The organism is Williamsia limnetica (genome assembly GCF_003217475.1).
Classification (GTDB): Bacteria; Actinomycetota; Actinomycetes; order Mycobacteriales; family Mycobacteriaceae; genus Williamsia; species Williamsia limnetica.
The window spans coordinates 81,667-101,229 of record NZ_QJSP01000019.1; the positions used below are offsets into that span (position 1 = coordinate 81,667).

General features: G+C 66.1%; 16 protein-coding genes. 10 read left to right on the plus strand and 6 right to left on the minus strand.

The window, feature by feature from the left end; all coding sequences use genetic code 11:
- A complete protein-coding gene (gene nudC / locus DFR67_RS25215; RefSeq protein ID WP_425451339.1) occupies window positions 1-915 on the minus strand; it encodes an NAD(+) diphosphatase in 915 nt (304 codons plus the stop codon).
- A gap of 66 nt (window positions 916-981) precedes the next feature.
- Complete coding sequence (locus tag DFR67_RS25220) at window positions 982-2,052, minus strand: potassium channel family protein (protein WP_110472222.1); 1,071 nt, start codon at window positions 2,050-2,052, stop codon at window positions 982-984.
- A 113-nt stretch (window positions 2,053-2,165) separates the two neighbouring features.
- Between DFR67_RS25220 and DFR67_RS25225 the strand changes: the two genes are divergently transcribed.
- From DFR67_RS25225 to DFR67_RS25250, 6 genes are all read left to right on the plus strand, one after another.
- Window positions 2,166-2,567, plus strand: coding sequence for a DoxX family protein (locus DFR67_RS25225; protein ID WP_110472262.1), 402 nt, complete (start codon window positions 2,166-2,168; stop codon window positions 2,565-2,567).
- A gap of 98 nt (window positions 2,568-2,665) precedes the next feature.
- Window positions 2,666-3,295: a DUF4178 domain-containing protein gene (locus DFR67_RS25230; protein WP_110472223.1), complete on the plus strand. Its 630-nt coding sequence runs from the start codon at window positions 2,666-2,668 to the stop codon at window positions 3,293-3,295.
- A gap of 2 nt (window positions 3,296-3,297) precedes the next feature.
- Window positions 3,298-3,789, plus strand: coding sequence for a DUF2617 family protein (locus DFR67_RS25235; protein ID WP_110472224.1), 492 nt, complete (start codon window positions 3,298-3,300; stop codon window positions 3,787-3,789).
- Window positions 3,786-4,298: a DUF4247 domain-containing protein gene (locus tag DFR67_RS25240; RefSeq protein WP_245938151.1), complete on the plus strand. Its 513-nt coding sequence runs from the start codon at window positions 3,786-3,788 to the stop codon at window positions 4,296-4,298. Before DFR67_RS25235 ends, DFR67_RS25240 begins: the two co-directional genes overlap by 4 nt.
- 21 nt (window positions 4,299-4,319) lie before the next feature.
- Complete coding sequence (locus DFR67_RS25245) at window positions 4,320-4,754, plus strand: DUF350 domain-containing protein (protein WP_245938152.1); 435 nt, start codon at window positions 4,320-4,322, stop codon at window positions 4,752-4,754.
- A gap of 30 nt (window positions 4,755-4,784) precedes the next feature.
- Window positions 4,785-6,326 carry a polyamine aminopropyltransferase gene (locus DFR67_RS25250; RefSeq protein ID WP_110472226.1) on the plus strand — a complete coding sequence of 514 codons (1,542 nt, stop codon included), beginning with the start codon at window positions 4,785-4,787 and terminating at the stop codon, window positions 6,324-6,326.
- A 24-nt stretch (window positions 6,327-6,350) separates the two neighbouring features.
- Here DFR67_RS25250 and DFR67_RS25255 read toward each other — a convergent pair whose 3' ends face one another.
- Together DFR67_RS25255 and DFR67_RS25260 are read right to left on the minus strand one after the other, a co-directional pair.
- Window positions 6,351-9,719 carry an ATP-dependent helicase gene (locus tag DFR67_RS25255; protein ID WP_110472227.1) on the minus strand — a complete coding sequence of 1,123 codons (3,369 nt, stop codon included), beginning with the start codon at window positions 9,717-9,719 and terminating at the stop codon, window positions 6,351-6,353.
- A complete protein-coding gene (locus tag DFR67_RS25260; RefSeq protein WP_110472228.1) occupies window positions 9,712-13,014 on the minus strand; it encodes an ATP-dependent helicase in 3,303 nt (1,100 codons plus the stop codon). The genes DFR67_RS25255 and DFR67_RS25260 overlap by 8 nt, the downstream gene beginning before the upstream one ends.
- A 155-nt stretch (window positions 13,015-13,169) precedes the next feature.
- Between DFR67_RS25260 and DFR67_RS25265 the strand changes: the two genes are divergently transcribed.
- The 4 genes from DFR67_RS25265 (at window position 13,170) to DFR67_RS25280 (ending at window position 17,069) form a co-directional block, all read left to right on the plus strand.
- A complete protein-coding gene (locus DFR67_RS25265; protein WP_110472264.1) occupies window positions 13,170-13,949 on the plus strand; it encodes an alpha/beta fold hydrolase in 780 nt (259 codons plus the stop codon).
- Window positions 13,950-13,961: 12 nt separating this feature from the next.
- Window positions 13,962-14,267, plus strand: a complete 306-nt coding sequence (locus DFR67_RS25270; RefSeq protein WP_110472229.1) for an MGMT family protein — start codon at window positions 13,962-13,964, stop codon at window positions 14,265-14,267.
- Window positions 14,268-14,421: 154 nt separating this feature from the next.
- Window positions 14,422-15,708, plus strand: a complete 1,287-nt coding sequence (locus tag DFR67_RS25275; RefSeq protein ID WP_110472230.1) for an acyl-CoA dehydrogenase family protein — start codon at window positions 14,422-14,424, stop codon at window positions 15,706-15,708.
- 2 nt (window positions 15,709-15,710) lie between these two features.
- Window positions 15,711-17,069: a phosphotransferase family protein gene (locus DFR67_RS25280; protein ID WP_110472231.1), complete on the plus strand. Its 1,359-nt coding sequence runs from the start codon at window positions 15,711-15,713 to the stop codon at window positions 17,067-17,069.
- Window positions 17,070-17,157: 88 nt separating this feature from the next.
- On the opposite strand, the gene glpK is transcribed toward DFR67_RS25280, so the two are convergent.
- The gene (glpK, locus tag DFR67_RS25285) at window positions 17,158-18,675 is read right to left on the minus strand and encodes a glycerol kinase GlpK (RefSeq protein WP_110472232.1); all 1,518 of its coding nucleotides are present in this window, start codon (window positions 18,673-18,675) and stop codon (window positions 17,158-17,160) included.
- On the minus strand, window positions 18,672-19,445 hold the full coding sequence (locus DFR67_RS25290) for an IclR family transcriptional regulator (RefSeq protein WP_110472233.1): 774 nt from the start codon (window positions 19,443-19,445) through the stop codon (window positions 18,672-18,674). Before DFR67_RS25290 ends, glpK begins: the two co-directional genes overlap by 4 nt.
- Between the last annotated feature and the right edge of the window lie 118 nt (window positions 19,446-19,563).

Here is a 19,563-nt window from a genome sequence, read left to right on the forward strand (position 1 = left end):
TCAGACGCCCAGCGTGTAGGCCCAAGTCCTGATCAGGGCACTGGCGATCGAGATCGATCCGGGTAGCCGCAGACGCGCGTCGTCGATGATCGGCGCCCCATCGTCGGATGTCCATTCCTCTTGGGCTTCGATTGCTGCGATGACCTCGTCGCGGCCGAACCACTCGGCCGCGGCGATTTCGCCGTCGATGAAGTCGAGCGGCTGAGCCGGATCAGCGGTGACCTCGAAACCCAGCATCAATGACCTGGGAAACGGCCACGGCTGCGAACCGATGTATCTCGGATCCCACGTGTCGATCCCGACTTCTTCGTGAACCTCACGCAGCACACACTGCTCGAGGGACTCACCGGGCTCCACAAATCCTGCGAGCGTCGAGAACCAGCGGTCCGGCCACTGCGCCTGCCTGCCCAGGAGTATCCGGTCGCCGCCGTCGTGGACGACGGTGATGATGGCCGGATCGGTACGCGGAAACTCTTCTCGCCCACTGATGGTGTTGCGGCGGACCCAGCCACCCTTGATCGGTTCGGTCGGAGCACCGTCGATCGGGGAAAACCGAGCCGCATCGTGCCAATTCAATACTCCAAGGGCCGTCGTCAGGATGCCCGCATCATTGCCACCCAGCAGTTTGGCACCGCGACGGGGGTCGTCCTTGGGGCCGTCGATGATGTCGAAGCGCATCGCCCACATGTCGCGGCCCTCGTCGGGATGTATACCGAGGAACACCGCTTCCGGCGGTGGTTCGTCGCCGACGTCGACCGCCATGATCCAGCCCAGGCCGTCCTCCCCCACCGGGTACCGGCCGGACGGATCGATCTGCAGCAGCAGCGCGTCGGGCCACTTGGCCTTCAGCCGCTGCTCGTCGTGCCTGATCTCGTCGGCCCTGTCGTATACGGCCCGCGACAACATCGGTGGCATCTCGAACTCAAAGCGCGGCAATCGGTTTTCCTCCTAGAAGGTGCACTGCAGATGATGTGGGCGGGCCTAGTCCGGCAGGCCTTGCCGAACGTACAGCAACCGATCGCCGTTCTCGATGGCGTCGACCTTGCTGTCGTCGACGCGGTGCAGTTTGCCGTCGCGGACCACGCCCAGGACGATCTCGGGTAGATGCCGCGGCGAACCGCCGACCTCTTCCGGTTCGATGTCGCGTTCGGCGATGGCGAATCCCTCGTCGGGTGTCAGGAGATCCTCGATCACCTGCACGACGGTGGGTGTGCTGGTGGCCAGGCCGAGCAGACGTCCGGCGGTTTCCGAGCTGACGACGACGGAGTCGGCACCGGATTGCCGGATCAGGTGGGTGTTCTCGGCCTCACGAATAGAGGCCACGATCTTCGCTTTGGGCGCCAGTTCTCGTGCGGTCAGCGTCGCCAGCACCGCGGTGTCGTCACGGTTGGTGGCAACCACGATCGCCGAGGCATGCTGGGCACCGGCCAGACGGAGTACGTCCGAGCGGGTGGCATCGCCGCGCACCGTCACCAGCCCCTTGGCGGCGGCGTTGTCGAGGACCGTCTGATCGCCATCCACCACAACGATTTCCGAGGGCTTCTGACCGTCGGCGATCATCGCCTTCACGGCCGTCTTTCCCTTGGTCCCGTAGCCGATCACCACAGTGTGGTTACGCACTTTGCTCCTCCAACGCTGGATCTTGAGGGCCTGCCGTGAACGTTCGGTGAGCACCTCGAGTGTGGTACCGACCAAGACGATCAGGAACATCACCCGCAGTGGCGTGATCACGAGCACGTTGATCAGCCGGGCCGACGGCGTGTACGGCGTGATGTCACCGTATCCCGTCGTCGAGAGCGACACCGTCGCGTAGTACAGGCAATCGAGGAATGACAGTTCATTGTCCTGCACGTCTCGATAGCCGTCGCGGTCGAGATAGACGATGAAGACTGCGGCGAACAGGGCGATCAGCGCGTAGATGACGCGCTTGCTGATCGCGCGTCCTGGGCTCTCCTGCATCGAGGGGATTCGAACCACACCGACCAATGCATGGTCGGGCATATCCGTCAGGTCATCGTCTTTGAAGCGCCGGCGCAACCGTCCGCCCGCCATCAACGCCTCCCTGTACGGCCGCCGAGGGGGAGCCGCAGTATTTGCTGTCGCACAGTTGGCGACTGTAGCCCTTTTCGGCAGCGGCGGGCGAGGTGATCGTGCAAGGTGTACCCATGAGCAAGCGTGAGCAGAAGTTGCGGGAGTTGGTCTTTCCCGGTGAGAACAAGCTGGCCGAGCGAATGGGGGCGGCGCTGGTCGGGATGGGGGTCCTGCATTTCGTGGCGCCGGCGCCGTTCGACGGCATCATCCCGCCAGAACTTCCAGGTTCACCGCGCGCATACACCTATGGGTCCGGCGTGGCCGAAGTTGCGATCGGGGCGGCGATGCTGATGCCCAGCACCCGACGTCGTGCCGGGCTCGCATCGGTGCTGCTCTTCGTCGGCGTGTATCCGGGCAACATCAACATGGTCCGGATGTTCAAGAACAGGCCTCTTCCCTATCGCATCGCCGCCTGGGGACGTCTGCCTCTGCAGTTCCCCATGATCTGGGCGGGCTGGAAGGTCTGGAAGGGGTAGCGGACCCGACGTCGGGCGGTGCGAGGCGACCGGTACGGAACCTCGCTCAGCGCGACCGGGTCACGTTCGCCAGCGGACCTGTTGGATAGGTTCTTCGCATGGAAGCACTGCTGATCATCATCATCGCCATCCTCGCGGTCATCGCTGTGGTGCTGTTGTTCAACGTCATAGGGACGCGTCGTGAGCGGCAGGCGCGCGAGGCCCAGGGCGTCCGTGACCGTACCTATGCACCGCGCGACCCCTTCTCCTCGGCCGACGACGACGCGGTGCGCGGTGACCCGCGCGCCCTCAAGCCCGGTGACATGGTCGACATCCGGGGTGAGATGTTCGCGGTCCGCGGGACCCTGACCTTGTCGCAGAGTGGTTTCTCGTGGACCGAGAACTTCCTGGACACCGGCACCGGCCGCAAGGCGTGGGTGTCGGTCGAAGAAGATCCCGACCTCGAAGTCGTCCTCTGGGAAGAGCTCACAGGGGTGACCGTGGCCCCCGGTCCCGACACCATCGACGTCGACGGCCGCCGCTATACCTCTGACGAGGCAGGGTCGGCCCGATTCAGCTCCCAGGGCACCACCGGACTGGCAACGGGCAACATGTCCTATCACGACTACACCGCGGGCGACGATCGTCTGTCGTTCGAGGACTTCGGCTCCGGTTGGGAGTGCGCACGCGGTCGGGTACTCGCTCGCGCCGAGTACCGCATCTTTCCTGCCGACACCGGACCGAGCTGACCATGCAGTCCATCCTCGAGGTGCCGTACGCGGACACCGGAGCCGACCAACTCTGTCTGTCGTTCGACGAACCGCTGCTTCCTGCTCTCTCGACTGTGCATTGCGCATTCGAGCGGGCCGGGCTGACGCTGCGCCTGCTCGGGGCAAGCCATCAGGTACGGGTCGTCACCGCGGACACCGAGACCGTCGAGACTCTGGCGTGCCTCCCCGGCCGCCCGCCGACCTTGCCCACGCACATCGACGCCCCAAGCATCTCGTTCCGATCGCGCATCGAGCAGCACGACGCTGCGTCGCTCACCGCACTGGCGGCGCGGGTGTCGGACCAGGCCCTCGGGCCGCATTCGCTGATCGGGCATTACCCCGGCCACCCCAACGCTTTCACCGCGATCATCGCCACCGACCTCGGCCACCGGGCACGGTGGGATACCTGGCACGCCTATCCACAGACCGGTGATGTGGTCGTCACGTCGAGCGTGTTCGAGGCAGTCCGATGATGGCCTCCGCCCCCTTCGCCGGCGGCTACGACCGACGGCCCCTGAACCGGATACGCAACGGGATCATCGCCGCCATCGTGCTCGTTGCCGTCGCGCTGTTGGCCTTCTCCTGTGTCTCGGGGAGTTCGGGATCGACCAATGCGAAGGCCTACATCCAGCAGAACTACCAACGGGAGGCCGGTCTCGACGAATCCTCTGTCGATGCCTACGTTGCCGATGGCACGCCGGAGCAGGTGGCAGACGAGATCAGCGAGATCCAGCAACCGGTGGACCGGCGAACGGCCACCGACACCGCGACGAGCGGCACCGGACTGTTCCTGCAGTATCCGGACTATCTCGTCGGGCTGTTTCCGTACCAGGACAACAAGACTCGGGTGATGGTCAGCGACGACTACGAATCCGGCTATCGGCACTACAGCGGATTCGTCGGCCCCCTGTGGGTGTCGCGGCCAAACTTCTCCGGTGGCGGCTCCGATTATCGGGGCGGCGGCGGCGGTTCCGGTAAGTAGCGCTTCAACAACAGGTGGGAGATGAAAGTGGAGTGGGAGATCATGCGAGACAACGTCGCATCAGCCGCGGCGTACAGCTGCGTGGGTGTGCTGTTGATGCTCGTGAGCTTCATCGCGGTAGACGTGGTGACGCCGGGCAGATTACGGCAGCAGGTCTGGGTGGATCGCAACCGAAACGCCTGCATCCTGGTGGCCAGCAACGCAATGTCGGTGGCGATCATCATCGTCGCAGCAATCACGGCCAGCCAGGGCGATCTCGGTGAGGGGTTGCTGTACACCGCGATCTACACCCTGCTCGGCATTCTCCTCATGGCTCTGACGTTCGTGTTGCTCGATGCGCTCTCGCCCGGCGATCTCGGCGAGGTGCTGATGGACGACAAGCCCCATCCGGCGGTGTGGGTGTCGGCCACCGTCCACCTGGGTACCGGTCTGATCATCGCCGCGTCACTGCTCTAGTTCGTCGCGGTGACAACGACCAGCACCCCGATGCCACCGCTACGGCGGGCGGCGCGCTCCGCGCTGCTCGCAGTGGTGTTCATCTGTGCGGCCTGCGGCCTGGTCTACGAGCTGGCTCTGGTGACGCTCGGGTCGTACCTGATCGGCAACACCGCCACCCAGGCGGCAATCGTGCTGTCGGTCATGGTGTTCGCGATGGGTATGGGCTCGCTGGCCGCCAAGCCGCTGCAGAATCATGCTGCAGTCGGGTTCGCCGTCATCGAGCTCGTTCTCGCACTGCTGGGTGGTCTGTCGGTGCTGCTCCTATACGGAGCGTTCGCCTACATGTCGCTCTACACCCAGGCCCTGGTGGTGGTCGCGTTCTTGCTGGGGTTACTGATCGGCGCCGAGATCCCCTTGCTGATGGTGATGCTGCAGCGCATCCGCGCACAATCGGCGGGGTCGGCGGTGGCAGATCTGTTCGCTGCGGACTACGTCGGCGCTCTGGTGGGCGGCCTGGCTTTTCCGTTTCTGCTGTTGCCGTTCCTGGGTCAGATCCGGGGCGCGCTGGTGGTGGGGATGGTCAACGCGGTCGCGGGAGCCGCACTGGTTCTGATCGTGTTCCGGCGGGACCTCGGGCGCGTACAGATGGCGGCAGTCGGTGCCGGATCAGTCGGGGTGGTGGCCGTCCTGGTGGCTGCCATGTTCTACGCGAGCACCTTCGAGGTCAATGCCAGGCAAGCCCTGTATCGGGACCCGATCGTGCTCGCCGACCGGACCACCATCCAAGACATCGTGATGACCAATCGTTCCCTTCCGGGCAACGGCTCGGACACCCGGCTCTATCTCAACGGAGATCTCCAGTTCTCCAGCGTCGACGAGTACCGCTACCACGAAGCCCTGGTCCACCCCGCCCTGACGAAAGCGCGGGAACGAGTGCTCATCCTGGGCGGCGGCGACGGCCTCGCGATGCGTGAAGTGCTGAAGTACCCGGACGTCAGGTCTGTGCACTTGGTGGAACTGGACCCACGGATGACAGAGTTGGCACGAAACGACCCGAGACTGACCGAGCTCAATGGTCACGCCCTCGCCGACGACCGGGTCACCGTGGTGAACGAAGACGCGTTCGCGTGGCTCCGGCGCAACTCGGAGATGTTCGACGCCGTCATCGTCGACATGCCCGACCCGGACGAGAGCGCCACGGCCAAACTGTATTCCGTCGAGTTCTACGGCCTCATCCGTGCCCACCTGGCGCCGGACGCCCGGATCGTCGTCCAGGCCGGCTCACCATATTTCGCTCCGCGGTCTTTCTGGTGCATCGGCGAAACCCTCGCCGAGGCGGGAATCACCACCGAGGCCTATCACGTCGACGTGCCCTCGTTCGGCGACTGGGGGTTCTTTCTGGGCGCCGCCGGCGACACTCCCCCGGCAGTCGAGATCGATCCGGCGATACCCCTGCGTTTCCTGTCACCCGAAGAGTTGGCGGCAGCTCGCACGTTCCCGCTCGACCGACCACGCCTGCAGATGCCCGCGTCGACTCTGATGCAACCGAGGATCCTCGAATATTCGCAGTCGGAGTGGTCGGCGTACTGATCCGTCGCCCGGATCCGCTTGGGTTCACTGCGGCGACTCGTCCCGGCGGATCAGCGCGGCCAGTTGGGCGCGATCCGGTAGGTCCGCCGGCTCCAGCGTGGTGTTGGACCGGACGTAGTGGAATGCGGCCCGCACCTTCGACAGCTCGGTGCCGGTCAGCTCCGCCCAGGCGAGGCGGTAGGCAGCGAGCTGAACGAACACCGAATGTTCCTGCGCAGCAGTGGGCCTGGCACCGGTCTTCCAGTCGACGACCGTATATCCACCGTCGGGTTCGGCGAACACCGCATCCATCCGGCCCCGGATGATGGTGTCGGCGATGACGGTCTCGAAGGGCACCTCGACCTCCACCGGGTTCCGCGACGCCCACTCGGATCGCAAGAACTGCTCACGCAAGACCTCCAGGTCGGCGTCCGAGCCGCCCTCTGCGTCCGCCGCACCCGGAAGCTCGTCGATGTCGAGTAGTCGGGTGGCCCCGAATCTGCGTTCAACCCAGGCGTGAAAGGCGGTTCCCCTCCGCGCCAACGGATTCGGCTTGAATGGCAAAGGCCGCCTCAACCGCCTGGCGAAGGCCTCTTCATCCTTGTCGAGTTCGACCAGTTGACTGACCGACAGGTGCTGCGGCATCGTCACCTCGATCTCGGACCCGTACTCGCCTGCGCGTTCGGCCAACAGCACCGCCAGGTCGTTCGCCCAGTCACGTACCTGCGGGTCCTCCTCCATCAGACCGGTGCCGCCGCCCTCTCCCATGTCGAACAGGGCCGGTTCACCCCGCGACCGCAGCGCAGCGCGGACGAGTGCGGCACCACGCTCGGTGCCCGCGCGTCGAGCACCGAGCGGATCGGCGGGCCAGGGCGCTCCGGTGGTGAGCATCGCCAGCGGATTCTCGGCGCCGTCCTCCGGTGCATCAGCCCATCCCGCAATGATCATCCCCGGCGCTCCATCGGCAGAGGTCTCGATCAGCCGGCTGGCGATGTCGTGCAGTTCGGTCAAGAAGATGGACGGGCCCCGCGGTTTGTCGCCACTGTCAGACCAGTGGTGACCGGAGATGAGCAGTGCCCGTTTGGTTCTGGTGAGTGCCACGTAGAGGAGCCGGCGATCCTCTTCCAACTTGCGGTTACGCAGGGCCTCTTTGTGGCCGTCGATTGCCTCTTCCAGTTCTTTCCGATTTTCGAGGTCTCCGAGATCGAGTGGTGGGAACCCCTCCGCCCCGACGCTCTCGGCGAGGTCACCCCGCAACTCCGGCGGCAACTCGCGGGCGCTGCCGAGCCAGGTCCCTTCGGCCTTGCCGCCGGGGAAAATGTTGGCGCACAGGTGCGGGATGACCACCACATCCCACTCGAGACCCTTCGCGGCATGCACGGTGAGGATCTGCACGCGGTCCTCGGCGATCTCGACCTTGCCCGGCTCGAGACCTTTTTCGATGTCGGCGGCCGATTCCAGGAAGGCCAGGAGTCCGGGCAGGGTGGCCGCGGACCGTTCGGTGTAGTCGGCGACATACTCGGCGAAGGCGTCGAGATGTTCCCGGCCGGTGATGTTTCCACGCAGGTCACGGGCCCGGATCTGGGCCTCGACGTCGACGCCGGTGACGCGTTCGACTTCTGCGACGAGCTCGGGCAACGGCTGCCCGATCCGCGCCCGCAGGACCGTCAACTGATGGCCGAAGGACTTGATCCGCCGGTATCCGTCCGGCGAATACCGCTGTGCCGGTCCGGGATCGGCCAGGGCGTCCCCGAGCCCGGCCTGATCGACGGTCTCCGTAGGCACCGCAGAATCGAGCGCGCTGTCCAGCTCTTCGAGGCTGGTCATCGCGCCGGTGACGATGTTGGTACCGGCCGCGAGATCACGTGCCCTCGCCCATAGCGCAGCCAGGTCGCGGGCGCCGATCCGCCAGCGGGGGCCGGTGAGCAATCGCACGGCGGCGGTGCCGGCCATCGGGTCGGCCATCAGCCGCAGCATGGCCACCACATCCTGCACCTCCGGCACTCCGAGGAGACCGCCGATACCGACGACCTCTGCCGCAATGCCGCGGTCGGTCAGTTCGGCGGCCAGTGGAGCCGAATCCTCGTTGCGGCGGACCAGGACCGCCACCGTGGGCGGTACCGCGCCCGCCTCGTTGTACTCACGTTCGATCTGGTCGACAACCCACGTCCGCTCCTGGGTGACGGTCTCGGTCAGGGCCATGGTGATGGTGCCTGCCGGTGCGTCGTCACGCGGACGCAGGATGCTCACCGGCACACCGCGCCTGCGGAGTTCCTCCGAGGCGGCGTTGGCCATGTCGAGTGCATAGCGGGCGTTGCGCCAGCTGGTCAGCAGTTCGAGTCGCTTCGCCTGCGTGCCATCGCTGCACCGGAAGTCGGTGGTGAAACGAGGCAGATTGGCGGCGGAGGCGCCACGCCAACCGTAGATCGACTGGATCGGGTCGCCCACCGCCGTCACCGCGATCCCACTGCCCGCGAGAACCCCGGGGGGCGTACCGAACAGGTGCGAGAGCAGAACGCGCTGCGAGTGCCCGGTGTCCTGGTACTCGTCGAGCAGTACGGCGCCGATGGCGGCGCGTTCGGTCGCGGCGACCTCCGGGTGAGTGGCGACAAGTTTTGCGGCCAGCGACATCTGACTGCCGAAGTCGAGGACATTCGCCTCGCGCATGGTCTGACCGAGGGCGGCGACCAACGGGATCAACTCCCGCCGCTCGTCGATGACGGCCTGGATGCTGCGCAGTTTCTGAGGCGGCTCGGGCCGCTGCCTTCCGGTGGGCGGCAAGGTGTCGATCAGTTCGTACAGATCGTCGCCCGCCTCGGCGAGCTGGTCGAGGTCGACGAGGTGCTCTGACAATTCCCCGTACAGCTTGAGGACCGATTCGGTGACTCCGCCAGGTGTTTTGGGGGTGTTGAGATCCTCGGACCATCCCGCGACCACCGAGAACGCCAACTGCCACAACTCGGTTTCGCTGAGTAGTGTCGCCGACGGCTCCACAGGCAACAGCAACCCGTAATCGGCGATCAACCGGCCCGCATATGCGTGGTAGGTGCTGACCTGCGGATCGGCCGAGCGCAACTGAGCACGCAGGGTGCCCTCGGGATCCCAGCGCCCCATCGCCGACGACCCGGCCAGCATCGACAATCGTCTGCGGATGCGCGCCGCGAGCTCCTGGGCTGCCTTGCGCGTGAACGTGAGACCCAGGACGCCATCGGGCTCGACAAGACGGTTCGCGACCAGCCACACCACCCGCGACGCCATGGTCTCGGTCTTACCTGCACCCGCGCCCGCGACCACCAGCACCGGTTCCATCGGCGCCTCGATGACCTCGACCTGTTCGTCGGTCGGCGGCGGCAGGGCCAGTGCGCCGGCAAGGACGCGGGCGGAGATCCTGGTGGTCGTCATCTCGTCAGCCATCGGTCACCGTCCGCCCCTCCAGCTGTGCGGGGCAACTGGACTTGAGCGAGCAATGCCCGCATCCGTCGTTGATGGTCGCGACGAAACCTGGACCGATGCTGCGGTAGGCGGCAGCGCGCACCACCGCCAGCCACTGGTCGACCTGCTCGGGTCCCAGCGGCTCCTGATCGCGCTGTGCCGCACCGGTCTTACCGTTGGAGTTGTTCACATAGACCAGCGCGCCGCCGCCCGGCGGCACCGCACCGACCTCGGGCACACCGCCGAGACTCAGCGCCAGCTGATAGGTGGCCAGCTGCGCGTGGTCTTGCCCGGCCTGCACCGAGATGGTGCTCTTACCGGTCTTGACGTCCACCACGACCGGGCGCCCCTGGGAGTCCTTCTCCAACCGGTCGATGCGCCCGCGCAGCCGGACCTCTGGCATGTCGATGACCTCGCCCTCCGGGTCTGTCACCCTGGCAGCCTCGATACGCGCGTCGACGTCCATCTCGACACCGACCTCGGTCAGACCGCTCCGCGACAGTTTGAGCCACTGGCGGAAGTTGGTGAGCATCTCCTCGGTGCGTTCGAGTTCGCGCCTCGAAAACCACGGTGCGCCGACGTCGACCTGATCCCACACCCGCCGCAACGCCGCGGTGACGTCGTCGGGCGGGATCTTTCCCGCCACCGCCTGCACCAGCGTGTGCACCAGGGTTCCGGCCACCGCAGGCTTCGAGTCACCGTCGCGGCCGCCGTATCGCTCGAGCATCCAGCGCAGCGAACAAGCGCCGAGCGCCTCCACACTCGACGGTGAAAGAGTCAGCGGCCCCGATGAATCCGTCCACAACGGGGTTTCCGTGCTCGGCCCGGCCAGGCCGTACCACTGATCGGGATGCGCACCGGGCACACCTGCATCGGCGAGTTCGGCCAGCATGTCCGCGGCCGCTGCGGTACGCGGGCTCGGTTCATCTGTCGAGGCGCACACCTCGGCACGCAACGCCGCGACCAACGAGGACAGCGACAACACCCGCCGCAACCCCGGCTCGATCGGCAGCTCCAACTCCGCCGGTTCCGCATCTCCGTCATCGGGATCACCACCGATGACGGCGGCGAGTTCACCGACGAAACGTGAGGGCGCAGCATCGCCGCTTCCGTCGTCGACCGCGCTCACCATCAGCCTGCTCCGCGCGCGGGTACAGGCGACGAGCAGCAACCGGCGTTCTTCCGCCAACGCCATGGCCGTCCTGGAGATCGTGTCGAGTGCGTCGGCGTCGACCCCGTCGAGCAGATCCACCAATTGTCCGGTGCCCAAGATGCTTCCGCGACTGCGTAGGCTCGGCCACAACCCGTCCTGCACGCCGGCGACGGCCACCACCTCCCACTCCCGGCCCGCAGCCGCATGCGCCGACATGACGGTCACCGCATTCGAGGTCGACTGCGCCATCCGCGATTCGGTGGGTATCTGCAGTGCGCTGAGGTAGTCGACGAAACCGCCCAGCGTGGCAGCGGGCAGACTGTCGGCGAAGTTGGCTGCGGCGTCGAACAGCGCGACCATCGCATCGAGATCCCGATCGGCCTGCGCGCCACCGGGCCCGTTGTCGCGGCGCATGACCTGATTCGACCACCGCTGACCGAGACCGGTCGCCTGCCAGGCCTCCCACAGGATCTCTTCAATGCTGCGACGCGCGGCATCGGCGGCCCGGGCGGCACTGATCACCGCCAGCACTCTTGCCAGCGGCCGCTTTTCGATGTCGGTGAGTCCGTCGAGATAGTCGGCGACGTCAGTCAGCGCTTCCGGTGCGGTTGACCCGCTGACCAGATCCGCGATTACCGTGCCCGAGTCACGGTCGCGGCCGGTCTCGGTCTCGATGCGCCGCACTCCACGCCGCAGCCGCCTCAGGGCCGCCGGGTCGGCCCCGCCGATCGGACCTGCGAGCAGTTCGAGCACCTCGTCCGATTCCAGGGGCCCGTCCACCGCCCGCAGCGCCAGCAACATCGCAGCCACGGACCGCTGCCGCGCCAGTGGGATCTCACTCGCCGGGGTCATCACGGGAACCCCCGCCGAGCGCAGAGCCCGGCGCAGCGGTGCCATCGCTCGCGGAACCGAACGCACGATCACCGCCATCGATGACCAGGGCACGTCGTCGTACAGGTGCGCGCGACGCATCATGTCCGCGATGGCGGTGGCCTCTTTCGCGGCCGATCCGTAGATGCGGACCACCGGCGCAGGAGCGTCGGGCCGCTCGGCTTCCGAGCGGCGACGCCGTGGTCCCGGGAGTCGGGCCGCGATCGATCCCCCGAGGTCACTGATCGGCTTGGTCGACCGAAAGTTGTTGTCGAGGTACACGTCGCGCTCTGGATCGGCTATGTCGTCGAGGAACCGGGAACTCGCCCCACGGAAGCTGTAGATGGATTGGTCACCGTCACCCGCGATGATCGCCTGCGCAGTGCCGGCGCCGATGAGGCGGACCAGGGTCGCGGCCTGCGGATCGAGATGTTGCGCGTCGTCGACCAACAGATACCGCACCCGAGCACGTTCGCTACGGAGCAGCTCCGGGTCCGTCGCGAAGGCGGTGAGCGCAGAACCCACGAGCTCGGCGGCATCCACGGCGGGCGCGGTGGCCTGCGGGGCCTCCAGGCCGACCGCCCCCCGCAGCAGCCCGCCCTGCTCGTACTGGCGGTACGCCTTACCCACGGCCTGCCATTCCGGGCGCTTGTGCTGACGTCCCAACGCGATGAGATCTTCCGGGCCCACGCCTCGCTCGGCAGCACGCATCATCATGTCGCGCAGCGCCTGCGCGAAGCCGTTGGTGCCCAATGCCGGCCGCAGCCGCTCCGGCCAGTACTCGGCGCCGTCCTCGATGTCGCCCGCGAGCAACTCCCGCAGTACGGCGTCCTGCTCGGCCCCGGTGATCAACCGGGGCGGCGGATTGTCATGGGCGGCGGCCTGCAGGCGCAGGACGGCGAACGCATACGAGTGGATCGTCCGGACGATCGGCTCTCGGGTCGCCTTCGGTGCGCGCCCGGTTGCGCCTGGGGTCTGCGCAAGCAGTCGCGCCGTGATCTGCTCACGCAGCTCGGTCGCCGCCCGTCGACCGGACGCTAAAACCAGGATCGATTCCGGATCGATGTCGGGATCGCTGAGCCGAGCGACTGCGATGTCCACGATCAGCGACGTCTTACCGGTGCCCGGTCCCCCGTGCACTCGGACAGGACGGAAACCCGGCGCGGTCCCGCCCACACCGTCGATGAGGTGGGCAGCCTCCGGTGGCCAACTGCGCGTAGGCGCCGGCGCGACCGGTGCCGACACCAGCCGCATAGTCAATGCGGGCACATACACTCCTTCCCCTCGCTGAAACGATCGTGTCACGGAGCACCGACACGGCGTCCGAGCGCGGTATCGGGCAACGTCATCCTGGCGACGTTGTCGGGCTCGACAGACCGCTCGGCCGCGGGTCAGGCACGATTGTCGACATGTCGTCATTGAACGTCGAGGTGTTCGGTCCGGCCGATGGGCCGTCGGTGCTGGCGATTCACGGGCTGACCGGCCACGCCAAACGGTGGTGCGACCTGGCCGAAGCCCTTCCCGCGGTTCGAGTCGTCGCCCCCGACCTACTCGGTCACGGCCACTCCCCGTTCACTCCGCCGTGGTCGATCGAGGCGCAGGTCGGCGCCCTCGCAGAAGTGGTCGAGGAGTACTTCGACGGTCCCGTTGTGGTCGTCGCCCACTCGTACGGCGGAGCGCTCGCACTCCATCTGTCCCGGTTGATGCCGGACCGCTTCCGGCGGCTGATCCTGCTGGACCCCGCGATAGGCCTCGATCCTGCGTGGCTCGCAGACGTCGCGACCAGTTACATGTCGCACTACGACTATCCCGACGAGGCGGCGGCACGCGAGGGCAAACTGGGCGAGTCGTGGTCGGAACTGGCGCCGGAGGTCTTGGAGCGCGAGATCGCTGACCACCTGATCGATGTCGGCGACAGGGTCAACTGGCGTATCCACCCGGGCATGGTCGTCACGACGTGGAGCGAGTTGGGGCGGCCTGTTGTGCTGCCACCGGCCGATCTCCCGATCGATCTGGTGCAGGCCATGCGGGTGCAGCCGCCGTACGTCACGGCTGAACTCCGAGAGGCGCTGTCTGCTCAGCAAGGCGATCTGCTGACCGTCTTCGAGGAGGACTGCGGTCACATGGTGCCGTTCGCCAGGCCTGAACTGACCGCGAAACTGGTGTCAGAAGCACTGTCCGGACCGTAAGGTCCTCTGATCATGGCGCAGATCACCGAAGAGCAGGTCGAGCGGGTTCGCGACATCGTGGCCTCGATACCGGTGGGCACGGTGAGCACGTACGGCGACGTGGCCGCTGCCGCGGGACTCTCGAGCGCCCGCATCGTCGGATGGATCATGCGGACCGACTCCGCCGATCTGCCCTGGCACCGGGTCATCGCGGTCAGCGGCAGACCTACCCCGCATCTGAGGTCCAAACAACTCGAGAACCTCCGGGCCGAAGGGGTCCCCGTGCTCGACGGCCGCGTGGATATGAAAGCCGCGCGCGTCGACCTCGGCGGGGTGTAGATCGTCCCGCTTGTCGATCACATAGACCGCTGAACGTTCGGTCACCACCTCACAGCCTCTCGCCGCCTGCTGCCCGAAAGCACTGCCGTACTCGACGCCGAGCCGCTACGGTTGTGCTGAACAAACGTTCAGAGCGCCCGGAGAGAGGCCCGCAGTGGACTACGACCTGCCCGACGACATCACCCAGATCCTGCGGGAGCTCGACGACTTCATCGACACCGAGATCAAGCCACTGCAGGAGCACGACGACAACAACCGCTTCTTCGATCACCGCCGTGAGTACGCGCGCACCGACTTCGAGGGCGGTGGTGTACCGCGGCAGGACTGGGAAGAGTTGCTCGGCGAGATGCGCAGGCGGGCAGATGCAGCCGGTTGGTTGCGCTACGGTTTGCCCTCCCACGTCGGCGGCCGCGATGGCTCGAGTTTCAACATGGCCGTCATCAGAGAACACCTCGCCCACAAGGGCTTGGGCTTGCACAACGACCTCCAGAACGAATCGTCGATCGTCGGGAACTTTCCCTTCGCCCACATGCTCATGAACTTCGGCACCTCGGAGCAACAGGACGAGTTCCTCGAGCCAATGATCCGCGGCGAGGCACGGATCGGATTCGGACTCACCGAACCAGACCACGGCAGCGACGCCACCTGGATGGAGACCACCGCACGGAAGGTCGGCGATTCCTGGGTCATCAACGGCGGCAAACGTTTCAACTCCGGCATGCACAATGCCACCCACGACGTCGTCTTCGCCCGGACCTCAGGGAAAGACGGTGACGCCCGTGGCATCACCGCGTTCTTCGTGCCCACCGACCGCCCCGGCTTCTCCGTCGATTTCCAGTGGTGGACGTTCAACATGCCAACCGACCACGCCGAGGTGACGATCACCGACGTAGAGGTCCCGGACTCTGCGATCTTCGGTGCCGAAGGCGAGGGCCTCGCCGTGGCGCAGTCCTTTGTGCACGAGAACCGGATCCGGCAGGCTGCCTCCGGCGTCGGCGCCGCCCAGTACTGTATCGACCAGAGCGTCGAATATGCCCGAAGCAGAAACACTTTCGGCGCGCCACTGGCGACCCGGCAGGCAATCCAGTTTCCGCTCGTCGAGCTGCACACCGAAGCCGAACTCGTCCGCGGGCTGGTACGCAAGACCGCGTGGGAACTCGACCGCGTCCCCCACATGCAGATCAGCGACCGTGTCTCCATGTGCAACTACCGCGCCAACCGCCTCGTCTGCGACGCCGCGGACCAGGCCATCCAGGTCCATGGCGGCATGGGATACACCCGCCACATGCCCTTTGAACACATCTACCGCCACCACCGCCGTTACCGCATCACCGAAGGGTCCGACGAAGTGCAGATCCGCAAGATTGCCGGGTACCTCTTCGGCTTCGCCGGACCGGGCAAACGCCGCGCCGACGGTGCTGCGAGAGCGGGCGAACAGTAGCGATGATCGATCCCGGCGAGTTGACCCGTCGATTGGCCTCGAGGCTGAGCGAGGTGTTCGGACACGACACGGAGATCACCGAACTCGTGCGCCTGACCGGTGGAGCCAACAGCGAGACCTGGTCGTTCGTTGCTTCGATCGAGGGAAGTACGCGCCGGCTGATCCTGCGGCGGCAACCGGGTGATCCGAACGGGCCGCTCGGAATGACTCGCGAATCGCGTGTCATCGCGGCAGCCGAGCGAGCAGGCGTCGCCGTTCCGAAGCTGGTGGATTGTGCGGGTGCGGACAGCACCCTGGGTGCCCAGTACCTCATCTGCGAGCACATCGAGGGTGAGACGATCCCACGAAAGTTACTGCGCGACGAACGATTTGCACAGGCGCGTATCGGCATGGCCACACAGCTCGGCCGGACCCTTGCGCAAATCCACTCGATCCCGACCGATTCGGTGCCGGAGTTGCGGACGGTGCCGGCAGGTGGCGTCGAGGACCTCCGGCAGCGATATCTCGAACTCGATACCCCGTCCGCGGTCACCGAGATCGCCTTGGCCTGGTTGGCCGGGCATCAACCCGAACCTGTCGCCGAAGCGGTGGTCCACGGCGACTTCCGTAACGGCAATCTGATCGTCGACGAGACCGGGCTGGTAGCCGTGATCGACTGGGAGCTCGCCCATATCGGCGACCCACGTGAGGATCTCGGCTGGCTACTCGTCAAGTGCTGGCGATTCGGCACCGAGCCCGAGGTCGGGGGTTTCGGCAGCATCGACGAACTCCTCGATGGATATGCCGAGGCCGCCGGGCACCGGCCAGATGTGGACGCCGTGCGCTGGTGGCAGCTCTATCGCACGGTCTGGTGGAGCATCGGCTGCGCGCAGATGGTCGCACGGCACCTATCCGGTAAGGAGCGCTCGGTGGAGCTGGCGACCATCGGACGTCGGGTCTGCGAACAAGAACACGATGTGTTGCTTCTGTTGGGCTATCCGGCCGGGCCGGAGTCACCTGCGGCATCCGAACCGGACGAGCCAGACCTGCACGGCCGCCCGACGGCTGCCGAGCTGGTGGAAGCAGTCGGCGAGTTCCTGCGCGACTCCGTGGTACCCGGCCCAGACCGCGAGATGGGGTTCAAAGCCCGCGTTGCTGCCAACGCGCTCGCCATCGTCGAGCGCGAACTGACCATCGGAAGCGATCAGCGCCAGGCGAGTCGGGAGCGATTCGAAGCTCTGGGTTTTCGCTCCGAAACCGAACTGGCATTGGCCGTCCGCGCCGGAGAAATCGATGCCGCAGATACCGCGATGATGTCAGCTGTCCGGGCATCGGTCACCGATCGCCTGGCGGTGGCCAATCCCCGCTACTTGAGTCAATAGCTCCGCCGGAGCCCGGAAGTGGTGGGTTCTGGCGAGTGAACCCGCAGGTCGCGTCCGCCAGAACCCACCATCTCGGGGGCTGGGGAGGTCAGGCCGGATCCCATTGCGACGCCAGATCGACAGCCATGGACCAGTTGGCGACCCGGCGTGATCTGTCGGCAGGATCGATACCCGGCTTCCACACCGCACCGGTGTGCCAGTTGCGGCGAAGTTGTTGCTCATCGGTCCACAACCCCACACTGAACCCGGCGGCGTAGGCGGCACCCAGTGCGACGGCCTCGGCCATCTGTGGACGCTTCACCGTGACGTCGCAGATGTCTGCGATGGTCTGCATGAGGGTGTTGTTGGCGGTCATACCACCATCGACCACCAACTCGGTCAACGACATGTCGACCCCTGCTGCGGCCAGATCGTCGTTGAGCGCCGCGACCATCGACCGGGCCGCAAAGGCGTTGGTCTCCAATGCGGCTCGTGCCAGATGACCTCTTGTGATGTACGACGTCAGGCCCACGATCAGCCCGCGGCTGGCGGATACCCAGTGCGGCGCATGCAGTCCCGAGAACGCCGGGACGATGTAGCAGCCGCCATTGTCGTCGACCGTTGTCGCGAGCGTCTCGATCTCGGCCGCGGTATCGATGATCCCGAGGTTCTCCCTGATCCATTCGACCAGTGCACCCGCCGTGGGATTTGTACCCTCCAAGGCATAACGGATCGGTTGGCCGTCCATCTGAAACGCCACCGTGGTGATCAGGCCGTGCCGCGAACGGACCAGTGTCGTGCCCGTATTGAAGAGCAAGAATCCCCCGGTGCCGAGGGTGTACTTGGACTCGCCGGCCCGCAGCGCCGTCTGCCCCACCAACGCAGCTTGCTGATCACCGATCATCGCGCTGATCGGGATACCCGGGACCGGGGTCACTGTTGCCCCCACCTTGCTCAAGGACGGCCGAATCTCAGGGAGGATCTGGGCGGGAATGTCGAATATCTCGAGAAGGCGAGGATCCCACTGCGCGGTCTCGATGTTCATGAGCATGGTGCGACTGGCATTGGTGGGATCGGTGATGTGCAGGCCGCCATGAACACCGCCGGTGAGGTTCCACACGAGCCAGCTGTCCATCGTCCCGAAAAGGACTGTGCCGGCCGCGGCCGCAGCGCGAGATCCGGGACAGGCATCGAGCAGCCAGCGCAGGCGTGGCGCACTGAAATAGTTGGACAGCGGTGCACCGGTCCGGCGCTCGACGTCGGCCCCGATCCCTTGCTCGCGCAGCGACTCGACCATCTCAGAGGTCCGGGTGTCCTGCCACACGATCGCGCGATGCAACGGAATACCGGTGGTGCGGTCCCAGATGACCGTGGTCTCACGCTGATTGGTGATACCGAGCCCCACCAGCTCGCTCGGGTCGATGCCGCCGGAAGCGAGTGCCGCGGGAATCAACCGCTCGACAAGATGCCAGATCTCGAGCGCGTCGTGTTCGACCCAGCCGGGTTCCGGGAAGTACTGAGTGTGCTTGCGCTGAGCCATCGACACCATGACGCCGCCGCGGTCGTAGATGATGCAACGCGTCGAACTCGTTCCCTGATCGATCGCGGCGACGTACCTCGTGGTCACGGCAGCTGCCCGTGACCCATGGCACGCGAGATCGATCGCGCTGAACCGATGACGTTGTCCAACAGCGCTGAGCGCGGTGTGCCGCTGCTGTCACACAGCTCGTCGACTGCACCAGAGATGCCCACCGCCGCCATCACGACTCCGCCCTGATCCCGGACAGGCGCAGCGATCGTCGCCACCTCGGGATCAAAATCACCACATCCACAGGCCCAACCCTTGTCTCGGACCTCCGCGAGTTCGTGGGCCAGTTCCGCGCCGTCGGTGATCGTGCGGTGCGTGAATCGCTCGAGTCGGCCGGCGCCCAGTTCCCTGGCCAGACGTACGTCGAAGGCGAGATGGATCCGGCCGAGCGCCGTCGCATGCGCGGGAACGATCTGTCCGGTGCGCAGCGATGGAAGTCCGACGCCATTCGCAGACAGCACATCGTGCACGATGCGCACCTGCTTGCCGCCGAGCACGCTGATCTGGGTAGCCATCGCGGTCCGCGCCGCCAAGGCGTCGGTCCAGTTCATCGCCCGGGCCCGGACCTCGTTGAGATCCCATTGGTTCTTGCGCGCACCGAACGGGTCGTCGGCAAGCCGGTATCCGGCGGTGTCGGACGTCTGCTCGACGGCACCGACTGCGACCAGGGTGCGGACCAGCCCATGGACCGTTGTCTTGGCGAGGCCGAGCGTGGAGGCGATCTCCGCCAGCCCCACGGGCTCGGGCCTGGTGGCGAGCACATGCAACACGGCGGTCGCGCGCTCCACCGACTGGATAAGACCTGGCACCCTTCGGACGCTACTCGCACACCGGGGCGAGACGTTCGACATTGTCGAACGCGCTCCCTGCTCATCGCCCGGCCACGTGCATAGCGTGGAAGTCGGATGAGACACGCATCACCCGTGA